The sequence below is a fragment of the Candidatus Ichthyocystis sparus genome (genome assembly GCF_900078745.1).
GTDB classification, from domain to species: Bacteria; Pseudomonadota; Gammaproteobacteria; order Burkholderiales; family 2013Ark19i; genus Ichthyocystis; species Ichthyocystis sparus.
The window spans coordinates 1-16,153 of record NZ_FKII01000055.1; the positions used below are offsets into that span (position 1 = coordinate 1).

The following is a 16,153-nucleotide window of genomic DNA, read 5'->3' on the forward strand; positions in this document are numbered from 1 at the left end:
CTGATCTATCTGAAGAAGATACAAAAGTAAGTACTAAATCAAAGTCTGATATTGATGAAGAAGATAGTTTTGATAGTGATACAGACACTGATCTATCTGAAGAAGATACAAAAGTAAGTACTAAATCAAAGTCTGATATTGATGAAGAAGATAGTTTTGATAGTGATACAGACACTGATCTATCTGAAGAAGATACAAAAGTAAGTACTAAATCGAAGTCTGATATTGATGAAGAAGATACAAAAGTAAAAAATAAGGGTAAACTTGAATTAAAAAAGGATAGTTTTTCAGATGATATAAAATTTGATGGCATTAATAATGCTAATAAAACAAAACATAATGGTCATGTATCAAGAAAGAAAACTAAATCTTATCCTAATAAAAGTAAGAGTAGTAAGACGAAAAAATATGATAGTGACAGAATTACATTTGATTTTGGAAATTTAGGTGCATTAGATGTTCCTAATAAAGTAAAAGAAAATGCTGAGGATGCAATTAGATTAGATTTAACTGACAATCATACAGCGGTTGATGGTAAAATCGAATTCGATTATTTTACAAAAAATAAGCCTAAGCCATGAAATCGAAAAATTTTTTCATTGTTGCTGTACTTATCACTTCAGGATGCCTAAGGCGTGATATGTATATTGATTACCCAGTATTACCACCATCACATTTTTCACATCAGGAAAATGTAGATATTCCTGAGGGCACAACCTTAGTTTACAGATCTGATTGGTGGACTTTTTGGGACGATCCAAGATTATCTGATCTTATAAATAAAGCACTAGATGGTAATCCTGATTATCGCCAGCTTTTATCAAGAATAAAAGAAAGTAGGGATCTAATGGGTATTAGATCCTCACAGTCCTGGCCAAACATTGGAGCTTCTGCTCAAGTTGGAAGACAAAAAATTCTCTTTCCCAAGGATATTGAATATTTTGGAGTGCAGCAAGGATTTGGAATAAAGTGGGAAATGGATCTGTTTGGTGTCAAAAAAAGCCAAGAACTTTCTGCATACGAGAAATATTTATCTCTTAACAGTAGCAAACATGCTTCTAAACTTCTTTTAAGTACAGAAGTAGCAAAGACGTACATTCATATTATGTCGTTACTCTATAGAGAAAAAATAATTTCTGAAATGATTGAATGGCAAAATAAGGCGTTATCTTTTTCTGAAAAACTATGGGCAATTGGTTTTTTAGATTTAGAAAATAGGAATACCATTGCAAGCGCATATAAAAATTTGGAGATAAAGAAATCTGAGATTAGAAAAGCTATAGAATTATATACGATGAAGCTTGCAATTCTTTTAGGTAAATTGCCAGAAAAATTTGAGTTTAACCATGAAGGAGAATTTTATATTGATAGCATAATTAGAAAGGCTCCTATACCTACTGCTCCTTTACCAATTGATGTATTAAATAGAAGATGGGATGTTGCTGTTCAATACCACATACTCAAGTCTGCAATGCATGATGTAGGTGCAGCACAAGCATCTCTATATCCTCAACTAATGTTTGCCTATGACATAAACGAACAACGCATTAATATATCCGGTAATAGTCTATCTGGTCCGATTTACAATCTTGGATTTTCCCTTTCAATACCATTCTTTTCTGAAACTCTGAGAAGACAGGTTAGTGCCAAAAAAGATGCTGTAGAGCGTCATAAAGAAAAATACCGAGACACTATCATTAAGGCCCTAGCAGACGTTGAACGTGCCTACATAGAGCTACATGCATCCATGCTGGCAGCACAGAAACAAGAAAGCATATCCTCCATGGCCCAGGAAAGTTACAATAAGCTGGAAAAAGAGCATTATTTAGGCAATATAGACTACCTAACACTGGCAAAACAGAAGATAAATGAACTCAAAGAGAAAGCGTCCCTTCAAGAAAGAAAAGAAGAGCAGCTGGAAAACATCATCTCCCTATACAAATCTATGGGAGGACATTGGACAAGACAAAAAACAGAAAACAAAGACATCAACAACCCTAATGATCCAGCCCCCTCTAAGAAAGGGCTGAATCACCCAAATCCTGAACCTTTTCTGATTCAAAGCAAATTGCCCGAGAAGGAACAACCGTCGAAATGGCATGTTTATATACCATCTGAGTTACGGTGTTCTTCAACAAAACAACATACTGATCAAAAGAGTCAACCTGCCCCTGAAGTTTAATTCCATTGACTAAATAGATCGAAACGGGAACATGCTCACGCCTCAAAACGTTCAAGAAAGGGTCTTGTAGCGTCTGGCCTTTATTATTGCTCATAGTCACTCCGTTAACCACAAAGATAGCATTCGTTGAAAAAAAACATAATATACAGGATCCTATCCATAAAGTCCCTTACTTTTACCCATTTTTAAAAAATATGTATTTTTTTATTCTTTAATTATAGAGGATACATATGGATTTTTGTTCCCCTTAAACTCGATTCGCAAATGTACTCCTTCAACACAAAACTGTTTACTAAAAAACCTCGATAAATAGCGCTTATAGCCATCAGAGATAAACTTTGTAGAATTGCCATGTATAACTATAACAGGAGGATTGTGCCCTCCTTGATGCGCATACCTTAGCTTAGGTCTACTGTATCCTGCTCTAGGAGGATTATGTCGAGAGACTGCATCTAACAAAGCTCTAGTCAACTGAGATGTGGAAAAACTACGATTAGCTGATTCATAAGCAAGCATAGCTTTTTTAATAACATCCCAAATGCCTTTAGCATTCAAAGCCGAAATGTAGCATACGGGAGCAAAGTAAAAAAAAGACATATGATGTTTAAGTGATTCCTTCAATTTTTTACGTTGATAATCATCAAGCAACTCCCACTTATTTACAACAAGAACTACTGCTCGCCCTTCATCAGCCAGATACCCTGACAAATGAGAATCTTGAGTAGCAACACCCCTAACAGCATCTATAAAAAGTACGGCCACATCACAACTATGAACCGCCTGCAAAGTTTTAACAACAGAAAGTGTTTCTACTTTATCGGTTACTTTACTACGTCTACGAACTCCTGCCGTATCTATTAACTGGAATCTATAATTTTTATCAAAAAAATCTATACATACAGCATCTCTAGTTGTACCAGCCTCTTTATCTACAACAACACGATCTTCACCCAACAGAGCATTAATAAATGTTGATTTGCCGGTATTAGGCTGTCCTATAACAGCTATACGGGGAACTTTAGCTACACCAGGAGAAACGGAATCAGATTCTGATAAAGAATCAATATTTGGTGGCAATAAATTTTGTACAACATGGTCCATAAGGGTAGCAACTCCTTCTCCATGTGAGGCTGAAATAGCAAATAACTCTCCCATCCCCAATGAAAAGAAGTCTGAAGACATAACATGTCCCACACCACCCTCTGTTTTATTAACAACCAACAACGCACTACTGCCCCTAATACGAAGTTTATCCGCAACGTAATGATCTTCTGTAGTCAAACCACAACGACCATCCACCATAAAAAGCACCACATCAGCCTCATCTACTGCCAACCATGACTGATCTCGTGATAGATAATCAACATTACAAAAAGCACTAGAGAGGATTCCCGCAGTATCAACAATAATAAAGTTACGCCCTCTCCACGCCACACGAGCATAATGACGATCGCGAGTCAGTCCAGGAGTATCTCCGACCAGAGCATCTCTAGACCTTACTAAACGATTAAACAAGGTAGACTTACCAACATTTGTTGATCCTACCAAAGCCACCACTGGATAACTCATAAAATAAAACCGTCAACTAACATAGTGGATACAAAAAACATGGCCATCTTGGGATATAGCAACTATATAGTCCCTCCAAACACTAGGTGCACTTACAAATGATGTACTACGAGAAAACTGTAAGCGACGCACTAATAATCCCGTAGTGGAATCTAATATATTCATATGAGCTGAACGATCACCAACTAATAAATAGCCCTTGAATAAAGCCGGCTTGGTTATAAGAGTATCTCCCAAAAACTCTGATTTCCACAGCTGGTTACCCGATTCCAAATCAAAAGAATGCACGACCCCATCATCACTGCTGAAAAAAATATTCCTATCCCTAAAAACACCTCCATACAACGAGCTAATATTACTTACCCAAGAAAAATTTCTCTCCTTAAGCTTGTAACAACCCACGGCATGGCGGAAAGAGGCAACACACACGGTATCATTGTCAAGATAAAAAACGTCTCCTACCAAATCTGTCATACGCTCTACATCATCAATTCCTTGGGCAGGAAATAAAATCAGAGAAGTGTTGAGGTGCCCTGTATGCTTATCCAATATAAATAGCTGTCCCTGCGGAGAGGGAACAAATATATAGGAAGCATAGATAGTTAATGGGGCAGAATCTCTCACTAATAAATCACGTGTCTGAGTACCAGAGAAAGTCCAGATAGTCTCTCCAGTGCTTCTATCCAAAGAAAAAACTGAACCATTAATTGCCCTAAGAAACAATCTACCACCATCAACGACAGGTAAGGAAGTAATTGTTTCACCAAGTGAATTTCTCCAAACAATATGTCCGTTATGAATAGAAATAGCATACACAGTACCCGTATTAGATACTACAAAACACAGGTCACCGCTAGCACTAACACCAGCAGATAAATCAGGCAAATCTATACCCCACTTGTTGGACCCAGAAAGTATAGAAAAGGCACGTACACGCCCGTTGGAGGAAGAAACAATTACAGTGCCATCATCCGTAATAGCAGGTACCAGAGTAAGAACACGCCCAGAAACATATGGCACAGTCTGTGTCCAAGACAATAAAAACTTTGAGACACTGCTACCGCCACTAGAAATATGCTTAAGAGATGGCTTGACATGTTTATCACCATTTGACGAATATTCATCATTACTAGACACATATGACAAATCAGCATTAGTCTTTGGTATATCTACGCTGCTATTGGGTCCACCGCTTTTACTGATAGTGTCTACAAACTCATCACTTTTTTTATGGGGGACCGTTGTGTTATTAGATAAGCTACCAACGTTGCGAGCCACTACTCCCTTGCGTAAGCTAGAGTACGAATTATTATCCCCCTTATGCATGTAAGATAAGGTAGAAGGGCCATTTGCGTGTGCTACATTGAAAATTTGGTAGCATGGCAACGACAGCAATACAATAAATACAAACCGACTAACATTCATTTAACGCTTTCTACATAACGTATACGCTTTTCAAGCAAATCAATTAAAGTATTCTGAAGCTCCGCATCATGAACACCCCTCGACTTATTATGAACAGATGCTCTATCAGAAATGAGAACAATGGCTGACTTGTACAAATCACGTGCCTTACTATAGTTCTTCATAGCACTTTCCACATCTCCTCTTTCCATCAAAATAAGGGGCTTAAATTCTGGCAATGATGACATAGACAAAAAATCCTTCGCTTTACCATATTGACCTAAATCAATAGCAATTGGAACGACCCTCAATATAGCTATAGTAGACCACGGCTGCCCGCCATTTCTTACCACCCAAGATAGTATAGACATAGCGTCACCGGGCTTATCATCGCGCACTGCTTCACTAGCAAAACTAAGAGAAGACAAATATGTATACGGAGATGAAGAAAAGTTGCTCTGCAAGTAACTAAGGGCCTGTCTAGACTGAGAAAGATTATTGTCTCTAAGGGATTTTTGAAACAACGAGTAATAGGAAAGAGCCTGATAATCCTTCTTGTTATGGTACCAACGGAAAAGATAATGCCCGGTAAAAATTAGCATCAACATCACAAGCATAGAAACAATAAGAGGTGAGTATCTTTGAAACAAATCCCTAAAAAACTCAATGTGCTCTTGCTCTTCTTGACTACATATAGCCATAAAAATCTATCCTTTCAATGAGTCTATCAAGAATTGCTGTAACTTCTCAAAACAAATCTTTACTTGTTGACCACTAGCTAAAAACTTAATGCATACTGAAGCTTCTTTTAACTCCGACTCACCTATAATTAAAACAGCAGAGCAACCAAACTGATCAGCTCTTTTAATTTGCGCACCTAGCGGGTCTACACCAGGATGAACAATAACCGACCACCCAGCAAGCCTTAGGTCACGCGCTAAACTGTGAAGTTTATAAAAAGCCTCTATACCTACATGAGCAGCATACAAACGAATTGCACCACCAGGCAATATTTTATCAGAGCACAACTCTACTATACGCTCAATACCAATAGCACAGCCAACAGCATATATGTTACTGTAGCCTAATTGTTTAGCAAGCCCATCATACCTACCTCCAGCACAAACTGCCGACTGACTTCCAAGTTGATTACTAACCCATTCAAACACTACACCGTTGTAATAATCTAATCCTCTCACTAAACGATTATTCCAAATGTAGGGAATACCAGTTTCTGTCAAAGTAGATAGAAACTCATGATATCTATCCTGCGTCTCAGTAGTTAACATTTTGAAAAAAGTGGGAGCATTGGAAACGATACTCTGCATACCCTTATTCTTAGTGTCCAAGATTCTAAATGGATTACTGTACAAACGTCTCCTGGAATCATCATCTAATGAATCTATATGAGAGGAAAAATAATCTACAAGAACCCTGCGATACAGACGCCTCTCCTCTAATGTTCCTATGGTATTAACATGTAATTCTAATGAATCACCAATTCCCAAACACCTCCAAAGCTCGCTATTTAGAAGTAATATCTCAAGCTCTGTATATTCATGAGACATACCAAAACACTCAATTCCAATTTGATGAAACTGGCGATAGCGTCCCTTTTGTGGGCGTTCATGACGGAACATCGGCCCGTGGTACCACAATCTTTGCTGTCTACCATAGGTCATATTATTTTCAGCAACAGCACGCAAACAGCAGGCTGTTCCCTCTGGCCTAAGTGCCAATTTATCTCCATTAAGATTGTCAGTAAAAGAGTACATCTCCTTTTCAACTATATCAGTATCACTTCCAATAGCACGGCAGAATAAAGCAGTCGGACCGACAATGGGAAAATCTATCCTATCATAGCAAAATTCACCGCATACTCTAGCAGTCAAGCCTAAAAGATAATCCCATAAACGGGCCCGATCAGGAAAAAGATCGTTCATACCGCGAATAGAATACAAACCAGATGACATAAACAGCCAACCAATAAATGTTATTAGATAATAGCTCTTTTGGGATAATTGTTCTCTACGTACCTATCAATAATGGCTAAAAAGTCCTCAACGATATGATCGCCCTTAAGCGTCTCCACCTTTACGCCATCACAAAAAACTGGACAAAACGGATCCTCCCCACTTCCTGGCAAAGAAATCCCCAAGTTAGCATGCCTACTCTCTCCAGGGCCATTAACAACGCACCCCATAACAGCGACGGTCATAGATTCAACACCATCATAGAACTTGCGCCACACCAACATTTTCTCACGCAGGTACTTATCAACCACTACGGTTAGGTGCTGAAAAAAGTCGCTACTGGTTCTACCACAACCAGGGCAAGCAGTAACCATGGGAGAAAATGCCCTTATGGACATGGACTGCAAAATCTGTTGGGCCACAATCACCTCTTGTGTTCTGGAGCCTCCAGGCTCAGGAGTAAGAGAAATTCGAATAGTATCCCCAATACCCTCCTGCAGGAGTATCGATAAAGCAGCAGTTGATGCCACTATTCCTTTTGAACCCATACCAGCCTCAGTTAAACCGAGATGTAAGGGGTAGTGACAGCGACGTGCCAAATCTCTGTAGATAGATATTAAATCCTGCACAGAACTAACTTTACACGAAATAATAATTTTTTTATTGGGTAGTCCCAAGCTTTCAGCAAAATGGGCAGAATCTAGGGCAGAGGTAATTAGTGCCTCGCGTAAAACTGCACCAGAAGGCAATGGATTAGAAGATTTAGAATTTTTATCCATCATACGTGCCAAAACGGCAGGATCCATGCTGCCCCAATTAGCACCTATACGAACAGGTTTTTCATTTTTTATTGCTATATCAATTATCTGAGAAAAATTTTTATCATGCTTGGCACCGAAACCAACATTACCAGGATTAATACGGTACTTATCTAGTAATTTGGCCATTTCGGGATAGTTAGAGAGTAAGGTATGTCCGTTGTAGTGAAAATCCCCAATTATAGGAACACGAATTGACATCTTGTCTAGGTGCTCATAGATATCAGGAACACATCTCGCAGCCGCTGGGGTATTAACAGTAATTCTAACCATCTCTGAACCAGCGCGTGATAACTCTGCAACCTGAATGGCAGTAGCAATAGGATCCTCAGTATCAGTATTGGTCATAGACTGAACACGCACAGGTGAGCCATTTCCAACACACACCGGCCCCACGAAAACAGGGTACGTATTCAGCCGGCTACATAATTTAATACCACTACTCGACATAACTACCCTCCCCCACTACAAAAACTTAGGTTAAGTAGAATTGCACATAATTATTAGAATAGCTCTTAGTAATGTGCTTAGGATGACCTAGAGGTCTGCCGTTATGAGTCATACTAATAGCCGAAATATCACCAACCACAATTGACAATGGCAACAAAGCACGCAATTTGTATACTTTACCAGTAGACAAATCTCCAGAAAATACGGCATGTCCTTGAGAATCATGCACAATCATCCAAGTCTGCCTAAAGGCACGTACATCCAACTCAGAAAGATTTTCACTTGTCTTGTTAGTCTGGCTGGTAGGGGTAAGTACCGGATCCTCTGGTAATACCTTACTTAATGAAAAATCTTGATGATTGTGTATCCACACAAATCTTCCTATTCCAGACCCCACGACAGCAAGAAAAAAGATCGTAGAAAACAAAATCCATGGGCTACGAAAGAAGTCAAAACGACAAAACAACCTATCACGAAAACGAGAAATGAACGTCGGACTAGCCTCACGAAGACTTTCAGAATCGCTCTTAGCAGGGGATAAAGAAGAGTTATAGTGGAGCATAGCTTCCTGAGAGCTAACATCCAACAGCCTACAGTAAGAACGTATAAAACCACGTACAAAAGTCTCACCCGGCAAGCGGGAGTAGTCACCGTTCTCAAGATCGCGAACCTGAGAACAGCTAACCTTAAGGCACTGAGCCACATCCTCAATAGTTATATTTTTTTTTTTCTTGCTTGCTCAAAAAATACGGACAAACTACCTAAATTATCTTCCTGATTAAACATAAGCCCTCGCACTACAACAGATGAACCTAGGACTGCTGAACATACGCCTTAGCTTCCTGAGAATCTGGAAAACGCGTCAACAGCACATTCACATAAACATCATTCTTTCCACCTTCAGACCCAAGCTTCCTATTAACATCTATAGCAAGCTGTAATGTCTTTGGAGTAATTAGTTGATAATGCCCAAGCACTTTCTTAACATCGGCCTGAGCACGACCATAATCTGCCAAATACCAATAAGCACGTCCACGATAAAAGTAGGCCTGAACATTGTCACGATTTAACAAAATTGCCCTACCTGCAGCCTTTAGGGCAGCAGAATATTCATGCAACTCCAGGTTACAGTAGGCCATGTTGCTATAAGCTTTATCTGGAGTTTCATACAAAGGATTTTGTAAAGCAAGTTTGATAAAGCGAAGTCCATCCTGAGGATGATCAGTCTGGCAAAGAAACCAACCATAGTTATTCTGTATATCCGGATTTCTGGGATCATTTCTAAAGGCAACTACAAAAGATCTACGTGCCTTTGTCCACTCACCCAGATGTGCATAAACCACACCCTGCAAACTATAGGCAGGAGCATAGTTAGATCGAGCCTTAATTGCTCTACCAATTTCTTCCAATGCTATACCATACTTACCCCTCTCATAATACGCGGAAGCTAGGTCAACGTGTATCTTCGACCTATACAGGGGGCCATTTACAGGCTCTACCCCGGGGAGGTAACTATCCTTGACATTAATATCAGCAGATCTACCAAATAAGCCGGAACAAGCAACCAGTATAAATGGTATAGAAAGAAAAACGATCAGACGAACACACCAACGATACATAATATGTAACCTTTCTAATGATTCTTCTGCAATCTAAGCACACCACGACGTGTACAATCCTTTACCTCTCCTGACAACTGCCCACACGCAGCATCTATGTCATCACCACGTGTTTTTCTAATGGTAGATACTAGTCCGGCATCGCATAAACAGTTATGGAAACGCAAAATAGACTGATTGGTAGAGCAACTAAAAGAAACAGATGGAAACGGATTCCATGGTATAAGGTTAATTTTACATGGGATATTTTTCAATAAATTAATCAATTTCTCTGCATGACTAGTAGTATCATTAACATCTTTTAGCATAACATACTCAAAAGTAATAAATTTCTTAGGAGAGTGCTCTATGTAGCGCTCGCATGCAGCCATAAGCTGATGCAGTGGATACTTTCTGTTTATTGGAACTAGCTTGTCGCGCAACTCGTTATCTGAGGCATGAAGTGAAACGGCAAGAGCAACTGGGCAACGTTCCGCCATACGATCTATGGCAGGCACAATTCCAGATGTTGATATAGTAACCCGCCTCCTAGACAATCCGTAAGAAAAGTCATCCAACATTATACTAGCAGAACGCATAACAGCCTCAAAATTAACCAGTGGTTCGCCCATGCCCATAAAAACAACGTTAGTAATACGCCTATTTTCCCCAGGATAGCGGTCACTCAAATAACGATTAGCCAACCACAATTGGGCAACTATTTCCCCAGTTGTAAGATTCCGGTTAAAGCCACTCTTTCCAGTAGCACAAAACGCACAATCCAAGGCGCATCCAACCTGAGATGATACACATAAGGTAATTCTACGCTTTTCCGGAATGTAGACAGTTTCAACGGCGTTACCCTCACCAACGGATAAGAGCCACTTTAATGTACCATCAAGTGAACAGTGCTCACGTACAACAGTTGGAACCTGACAAGAAAAAATGCCGGAAAATTCCAAGCGCGAAGCCTTAGAAAGGTTAGACATAGAAAAAAAGTCACTAACCAGACGCTGATGAAGCCATTGAAAAATCTGATCAGAACAGTACCCACGATAACCCTTCCCTTTAAGGAAAACGGATAAATCATGACGATTAAAATCAAACAAATTCATGACTTGGTCCTATCAGGAACGCTCACAAATCTCCGTTTGAGAAAAAAAATAGTTAATCTCAATCTTAGCACTCTCCAGAGAGTCAGAACCATGTACCGCATTCTCGTCAATACTAGAAGCAAAATCAGCACGTATAGTCCCAGGCAAAGCTTGCTTAGGATCAGTTGCTCCCATAATGTCACGATTTTTGATAACCGCAGACTCTCCCCTTAAGACCTGAACCACAACTGGACCAGATGATATAAAGGAAACTAAATCATTAAAAAAAGGACGATCCCTATGTACGGAATAAAACTCCTCTGCTTGCTTTGCAGATATACATATCATCTTGGCAGCAATTATCTCTAAATTAGCTTCCTCAAAACGTTGGTATATAGCTCCAATTAAATTCTTACGAACAGCATCAGGCTTGATTATAGATAAAGTCAATTCAATCGACATTCAACCCCCCAAAAGAATCAGGATACACAATCTTATAACTTAAAAGGACCATTAGTACCATCCATTCGATAATATAAACCCTACTTACGTCTCTTATACAACCATAGGAAAAAAGAAAAAGCAGATAGCAAAATCACAAAAATGGTTAGAATTCCCAAAAATTCTTGAATAAATGACCATTTGCCTAGAAATTTTCCAACAAAAACAAAAAAACAGCCCCAGATAACCGACCCCAAAAAGCTAAAAGCTGAAAAAGAATAAATAGGAGTACGAAAAACTCCAGCTAGAAATGGGAAAAATGTCCTAAAAAACGGCATAAAGCGAACAAGCAAAACTGAAAAACTACCATAAACAGTAAAGAAATTTTGAACACGTACCAACAACTTTTTATCAAAAAACCCTAGAGCAAGTGTCTCTTCAAAGCCCAACCACTTTCTCAGTAGAAATCCTGTCATGTATCCAAAAATATTACCCAGGGAAGCCCCTAAAACGACAGCTGTCAATAGGTATTCTATGTGTAGTTCTCCCCTGGGTAAAACCATACCAGCTATTAACAACAAAGAATCCCCAGGCAAAAATGGCATAAAGAAAACACCACTCTCTAAAAAAAAAGTAACAAATAGGGCAAAATAGACACTATTGGGACGTTCTCTCAATAGCCAAGATAATAGGCTTTCAGCATTTAAAAGTAAATCCAAGTGAAACAAGACATCACCTCCAATCAAACATAAGGATATCAAAAGAACCATGAATAAAATTCAAGTTTTACCCAATCAACTCATAAACCAAATTGCCGCTGGAGAAGTAATTGACAAACCGTCTGCAGTAGTTAAAGAGCTACTAGAAAACAGCCTAGACGCAGGATCCGAGAATATCACAATAAGACTGGATGGAGGTGGTAGCAGGTTAATAAAAATTGATGATGATGGCCATGGAATTTCAGAACATGACTTAATACTATCTGTTCAAAGACATGCTACCAGTAAAATATGTCGCTTCGAAGATCTGGAAACAATCAGATCATTTGGATTTAGAGGCGAAGCGTTGGCGTCTATAGCCTCTGTATCACACTTTAAAATTATTAGTCGCACAGAACATAGTAAGAAAGCTACAAGTATACAGATAATGGGAAATGAAAAAGCAATAATAAAAGCAGCTTCACGACCTATTGGCACCACAATAGAGGTATCTCATCTTTATTTTAATACCCCGGTAAGAAGAAAATTTCTAAAATCAGATCAAACAGAATTAATTCACTGTGAAGACATAGTAAGAAAAGTTGCTCTTGCTCATCCTGAAATACGCTTACATGTTTTCCATGAAAAGGCTGTACGCTTCCAGTTTGAAAAAAATTCTCCTGAAGAGCGTATACTTGTAGTTATGGGGGATGAATTCTGGCAAAATGCCAAGCAATTAAGTCACTTACTAGATGGATATAAGATATGGGGATACATAAGTAATCCCACCCTAAAAAAATCCTCTAAAGAAAAACAATTTTTCTATGTTAATAACCGATTTATACGAGACAAATTAGTTAGCCAAAGCATAAGCAATGCGTATAAAGATATACACCACCATCATCAGTGCTATGAGTACGTACTTTTTTTAGAAATACCGCCACAGGAAATTGACATAAATGTACATCCACAAAAACTAGAAGTTCGTTTTCGTAGAGCTCAAACGATATATAAACTAATTTATCATGCCGTAAAGGAAGTTTTAACTACACTGCCAAACAAACAAATTTCACTCACTATTCCTGAGACTACTGTATATCCATTGTTGCCTATTCAAGAGGCTCTCAAAACGGAAACAGATCAAGAGGCTCTCAAAACGGAAACAGAAAATAGTATAAATGATGAAAAACCAACCTATAAAGAAAATGCAAATCCTGTAAAAAAGCAAACAGTAATAAAAGATAATCCGCCAATGGTGGAAATCCGATCAAATAAACCCCATATTGATGGGAGTAGAGAAAAATTACATGCAAGAACAATAAAATGCGATACAAATAATAACAAAACGACAAACAACAGTAATACATACATGTTTGGAGAGGCAATAGCACAACTACATGGATGCTTCATACTTGCTCAAAATGATATAGGGATGATTATAATTGACATGCATGCTGCTCACGAAAGAATTTTGTACGAGAAACTCAAAAATCAAGTACACAATAGAAAACTAGTTATTCAAAATCTGTTATTACCTACAACTCTCAGACTAAGCTTATTACAAACTAAAACTTTCGAGGAATATAAAAATCAACTTACTGAGGTTGGAATTAATGCCAAATTAATTGCAGAAAACATATTATCTGTCCATTCTATACCACAAATACTTAATATAAATACAGTTGATGATTTAATAATGAAGGTATTGGATGACATATATGACTTTGGCGAAAGCCATGCAGTAGAAGAACAAATAAACGCAATTCTATCAACTATAGCTTGCCATCAAGCTATACGAGCAAACAGAAAACTAACAATTACAGAAATGAACCAAATATTACGGGACATGGAAAAAACACCAAATGGTGGCTACTGCAATCACGGCAGACCAACATGGCACCAGTTTACTATTAATGAATTAAACAAGCTATTTTTACGAGGACAATGAAATGAAGATAGTAACGGCTATTGTTGGACCAACTGCAATAGGCAAAACAAACTTAGCATTTTCTATGGCTAGAAATTGGCCAATTGAAGTAATAAGTATGGACTCAGCACAAGTATACATTGGAATGAATATAGGAACAGCCAAGCCAAATATTATTGAACAACAACAACTTGTGCATCACTTGATTGACATAATACCACCAACTGAGTCTTTTTCAGCTGCGAAGTTTATTTCATTAGCCAAAAATCTGATTACAGAAATTTGGTCAAGAGGAAACATACCAGTACTAGTTGGAGGAACATTTTTGTACCTACATAGCATTTACTATGGGATCAACGCTATACCGAATGGCAATCCTATGATACGAAAAAAAATAGAAGAGGAGGCACAAGAAAAGGGATGGCTAGCGCTTCACAAAAAATTAGAAAAAGTAGACCCACAGCGAGCTGCACAATTAAATAAAAATGATAGGCAGCGCATTCAAAGAGCACTTGAAATTTACTATGCAACTGGTACTAAAATGTCAGAGTATTTCCAAGCGATAGAAAAACCATTAGGTAATACGCCTTTTTGGATTTGTGGCCTAAACGTAAATAATCGGCAGGATATACAAACAATAATAGAAAATAGGTTTCAAGGCATGATTGAGAATGGATTAATAGATGAGGTCAAAAATCTGCTAAAAAAATATGAGATACACGAAAATACCCCCTCAATGAGATGCATAGGATACAAACAAGTCATACAGTACCTAAAGAACAAACAGCCCATAGAGGAACTAATCACTTCCGGCGTTATAGCAACAAGACAGCTGGCAAAAAGACAACTAACGTGGCTCAAAAAAACCCCTTGCGACACCGTACTTTTCCCATATGAAAAACAGGACGTAGATACGAGATTTAACCAAGAGTTAAGCAATTTCCTACTTAAGGCAAGATAATAACCCGTTCCTCGCTATATGAAACCTCTATCTCACCTATCTCATAGGCTTCTTCGCCACAATCTCTCAAAGCCCTGATAACCGAAGCTGCAGAATCTGGGGAAACAATAAGCACAAAACCTATCCCATTGTTGAAAACGCGAAACATCTCATTGGAATTAATATTACCCTGCTCCTTCAGCCAATAGAATATGGGATCAGACACCCACGAAGAATGGAACAATCGTGCTGTCAAGCCATCTGGCAACACGCGGGGTATATTTCCCAATAAACCTCCTCCAGTAATATGAGCCATAGCATGAACCAAGGGTCCAAACTTTAACAAAAGACCGAGCACAGATGATACATAAATCCTTGTAGGTACCATCAATCGGTCAAGAAGGGAACCAGATTCCCACGGTTGATAAACATCAATATTATTGTTGTTCAAAATATAGCGTACCAAGGAATAGCCGTTAGAATGAATACCAGAAGAAGCAATTCCCACAACTATGTCTCCCTCAGATACACGACTGATATTCATCATCTTAGATTTTTCAACTACTCCCACACAAAATCCGGCCAAATCGTAGTCATTACCACTATACATACCTGGCATTTCGGCTGTTTCTCCACCAATTAGAGCACATGATGCCTGCCTACAACCCTCTGCTATACCGGAAACAACAGATCTAGCCAACTCCTCACACAGAGTAGAACAAGAGAAATAATCGAGAAAAAAGAGAGGATTAGCACCCTGGACTAGTACATCGTTAACACACATGGCTACCAAATCTACACCTATGGAATCATGTCGGGAGTAATCGATAGCCAATCTCAACTTTGTACCAACACCGTCTGCACCTGAAACCAAAATAGGATCTTGGTACGATAGACTACCCAAATCAAAAAGGGATGAAAAACCTCCAACGCCAGATAAGACACCTGGCACGTGGGTACATTTGGAGATTGACTTTATGGAACGAACAAACCTATCACCGGCACATATGTTAACTCCAGAATCAAGATACGTAGCACTGCGCATTGCCCCTCCTGTTC

The 16,153-nt window shown here is 38.7% G+C and carries 14 protein-coding genes and 2 pseudogenes; 4 read left to right on the forward strand and 12 right to left on the reverse strand.

The window, feature by feature from the left end:
• Together A6733_RS08950 and A6733_RS10165 are read left to right on the forward strand one after the other, a co-directional pair.
• Positions 1-581, forward strand: a pseudogene (locus A6733_RS08950) (hypothetical protein); the annotation flags it as partial.
• A 713-nt stretch (positions 582-1,294) separates the two neighbouring features.
• A pseudogene (locus A6733_RS10165) lies at positions 1,295-1,942 on the forward strand (TolC family protein); the annotation flags it as partial.
• 73 nt (positions 1,943-2,015) lie between these two features.
• On the opposite strand, the gene hfq reads toward A6733_RS10165, so the two are convergent.
• The 11 genes from hfq to A6733_RS05325 all read right to left on the reverse strand — a co-directional run bounded on the left by hfq (position 2,016) and on the right by A6733_RS05325 (position 12,248).
• Entirely contained in the window at positions 2,016-2,276 is a 261-nt protein-coding gene (hfq, locus tag A6733_RS09400; protein WP_092411579.1) for an RNA chaperone Hfq, read from the reverse strand.
• A gap of 110 nt (positions 2,277-2,386) precedes the next feature.
• On the reverse strand, positions 2,387-3,751 hold the full coding sequence (gene der / locus A6733_RS05280; protein WP_092402248.1) for a ribosome biogenesis GTPase Der: 1,365 nt from the start codon (positions 3,749-3,751) through the stop codon (positions 2,387-2,389).
• A 12-nt stretch (positions 3,752-3,763) separates the two neighbouring features.
• Positions 3,764-5,176: an outer membrane protein assembly factor BamB family protein gene (locus tag A6733_RS05285; RefSeq protein ID WP_092402245.1), complete on the reverse strand. Its 1,413-nt coding sequence runs from the start codon at positions 5,174-5,176 to the stop codon at positions 3,764-3,766.
• A complete protein-coding gene (locus A6733_RS05290) occupies positions 5,173-5,856 on the reverse strand; it encodes a YfgM family protein (protein ID WP_092402242.1) in 684 nt (227 codons plus the stop codon). The genes A6733_RS05285 and A6733_RS05290 overlap by 4 nt, the downstream gene beginning before the upstream one ends.
• A gap of 6 nt (positions 5,857-5,862) precedes the next feature.
• Positions 5,863-7,128, reverse strand: coding sequence for a histidine--tRNA ligase (hisS, locus tag A6733_RS05295; RefSeq protein ID WP_092402239.1), 1,266 nt, complete (start codon positions 7,126-7,128; stop codon positions 5,863-5,865).
• A gap of 23 nt (positions 7,129-7,151) precedes the next feature.
• Complete coding sequence (gene ispG / locus A6733_RS05300; RefSeq protein WP_420885930.1) at positions 7,152-8,396, reverse strand: flavodoxin-dependent (E)-4-hydroxy-3-methylbut-2-enyl-diphosphate synthase; 1,245 nt, start codon at positions 8,394-8,396, stop codon at positions 7,152-7,154.
• Positions 8,397-8,421: 25 nt separating this feature from the next.
• Positions 8,422-9,114 (reverse strand): helix-turn-helix domain-containing protein, encoded by a 693-nt coding sequence (locus tag A6733_RS05305; RefSeq protein WP_278183869.1) that lies wholly within the window; start codon positions 9,112-9,114, stop codon positions 8,422-8,424.
• 94 nt (positions 9,115-9,208) lie between these two features.
• Positions 9,209-10,015, reverse strand: coding sequence for a tetratricopeptide repeat protein (locus tag A6733_RS05310; protein ID WP_092402233.1), 807 nt, complete (start codon positions 10,013-10,015; stop codon positions 9,209-9,211).
• 14 nt (positions 10,016-10,029) lie between these two features.
• A complete protein-coding gene (rlmN, locus tag A6733_RS05315; protein WP_092402230.1) occupies positions 10,030-11,109 on the reverse strand; it encodes a dual-specificity RNA methyltransferase RlmN in 1,080 nt (359 codons plus the stop codon).
• Between the two features lie 12 nt (positions 11,110-11,121).
• Positions 11,122-11,550 (reverse strand): nucleoside-diphosphate kinase, encoded by a 429-nt coding sequence (gene ndk, locus A6733_RS05320; protein WP_092402227.1) that lies wholly within the window; start codon positions 11,548-11,550, stop codon positions 11,122-11,124.
• An 80-nt stretch (positions 11,551-11,630) separates the two neighbouring features.
• Positions 11,631-12,248 carry a DedA family protein gene (locus A6733_RS05325; RefSeq protein ID WP_176696138.1) on the reverse strand — a complete coding sequence of 206 codons (618 nt, stop codon included), beginning with the start codon at positions 12,246-12,248 and terminating at the stop codon, positions 11,631-11,633.
• A gap of 49 nt (positions 12,249-12,297) precedes the next feature.
• Between A6733_RS05325 and mutL the strand changes: the two genes are divergently transcribed.
• The gene (gene mutL, locus A6733_RS05330) at positions 12,298-14,175 is read left to right on the forward strand and encodes a DNA mismatch repair endonuclease MutL (RefSeq protein WP_092402221.1); all 1,878 of its coding nucleotides are present in this window, start codon (positions 12,298-12,300) and stop codon (positions 14,173-14,175) included.
• A 1-nt stretch (position 14,176) separates the two neighbouring features.
• The gene (gene miaA, locus A6733_RS05335) at positions 14,177-15,115 is read left to right on the forward strand and encodes a tRNA (adenosine(37)-N6)-dimethylallyltransferase MiaA (protein ID WP_092402218.1); all 939 of its coding nucleotides are present in this window, start codon (positions 14,177-14,179) and stop codon (positions 15,113-15,115) included.
• Here the strand turns inward: miaA and purM are convergent.
• A complete protein-coding gene (gene purM, locus A6733_RS05340) occupies positions 15,102-16,139 on the reverse strand; it encodes a phosphoribosylformylglycinamidine cyclo-ligase (protein WP_092402215.1) in 1,038 nt (345 codons plus the stop codon). The genes miaA and purM overlap by 14 nt on opposite strands.
• Between the last annotated feature and the right edge of the window lie 14 nt (positions 16,140-16,153).

Coding starts and splice junctions, on each gene's coding strand:
- hfq (WP_092411579.1), bottom strand. CDS start 2,276: ATGAGCAATAATAAAGGCCAGACGCTACAAGACCCTTTCTTGAACGTT.
- der (WP_092402248.1), bottom strand. CDS start 3,751: ATGAGTTATCCAGTGGTGGCTTTGGTAGGATCAACAAATGTTGGTAAG.
- A6733_RS05285 (WP_092402245.1), bottom strand. CDS start 5,176: ATGAATGTTAGTCGGTTTGTATTTATTGTATTGCTGTCGTTGCCATGC.
- A6733_RS05290 (WP_092402242.1), bottom strand. CDS start 5,856: ATGGCTATATGTAGTCAAGAAGAGCAAGAGCACATTGAGTTTTTTAGG.
- hisS (WP_092402239.1), bottom strand. CDS start 7,128: ATGTCATCTGGTTTGTATTCTATTCGCGGTATGAACGATCTTTTTCCT.
- ispG (WP_420885930.1), bottom strand. CDS start 8,396: ATGTCGAGTAGTGGTATTAAATTATGTAGCCGGCTGAATACGTACCCT.
- A6733_RS05310 (WP_092402233.1), bottom strand. CDS start 10,015: ATGTATCGTTGGTGTGTTCGTCTGATCGTTTTTCTTTCTATACCATTT.
- rlmN (WP_092402230.1), bottom strand. CDS start 11,109: ATGAATTTGTTTGATTTTAATCGTCATGATTTATCCGTTTTCCTTAAA.
- ndk (WP_092402227.1), bottom strand. CDS start 11,550: ATGTCGATTGAATTGACTTTATCTATAATCAAGCCTGATGCTGTTCGT.
- mutL (WP_092402221.1), top strand. CDS start 12,298: ATGAATAAAATTCAAGTTTTACCCAATCAACTCATAAACCAAATTGCC.
- miaA (WP_092402218.1), top strand. CDS start 14,177: ATGAAGATAGTAACGGCTATTGTTGGACCAACTGCAATAGGCAAAACA.
- purM (WP_092402215.1), bottom strand. CDS start 16,139: ATGCGCAGTGCTACGTATCTTGATTCTGGAGTTAACATATGTGCCGGT.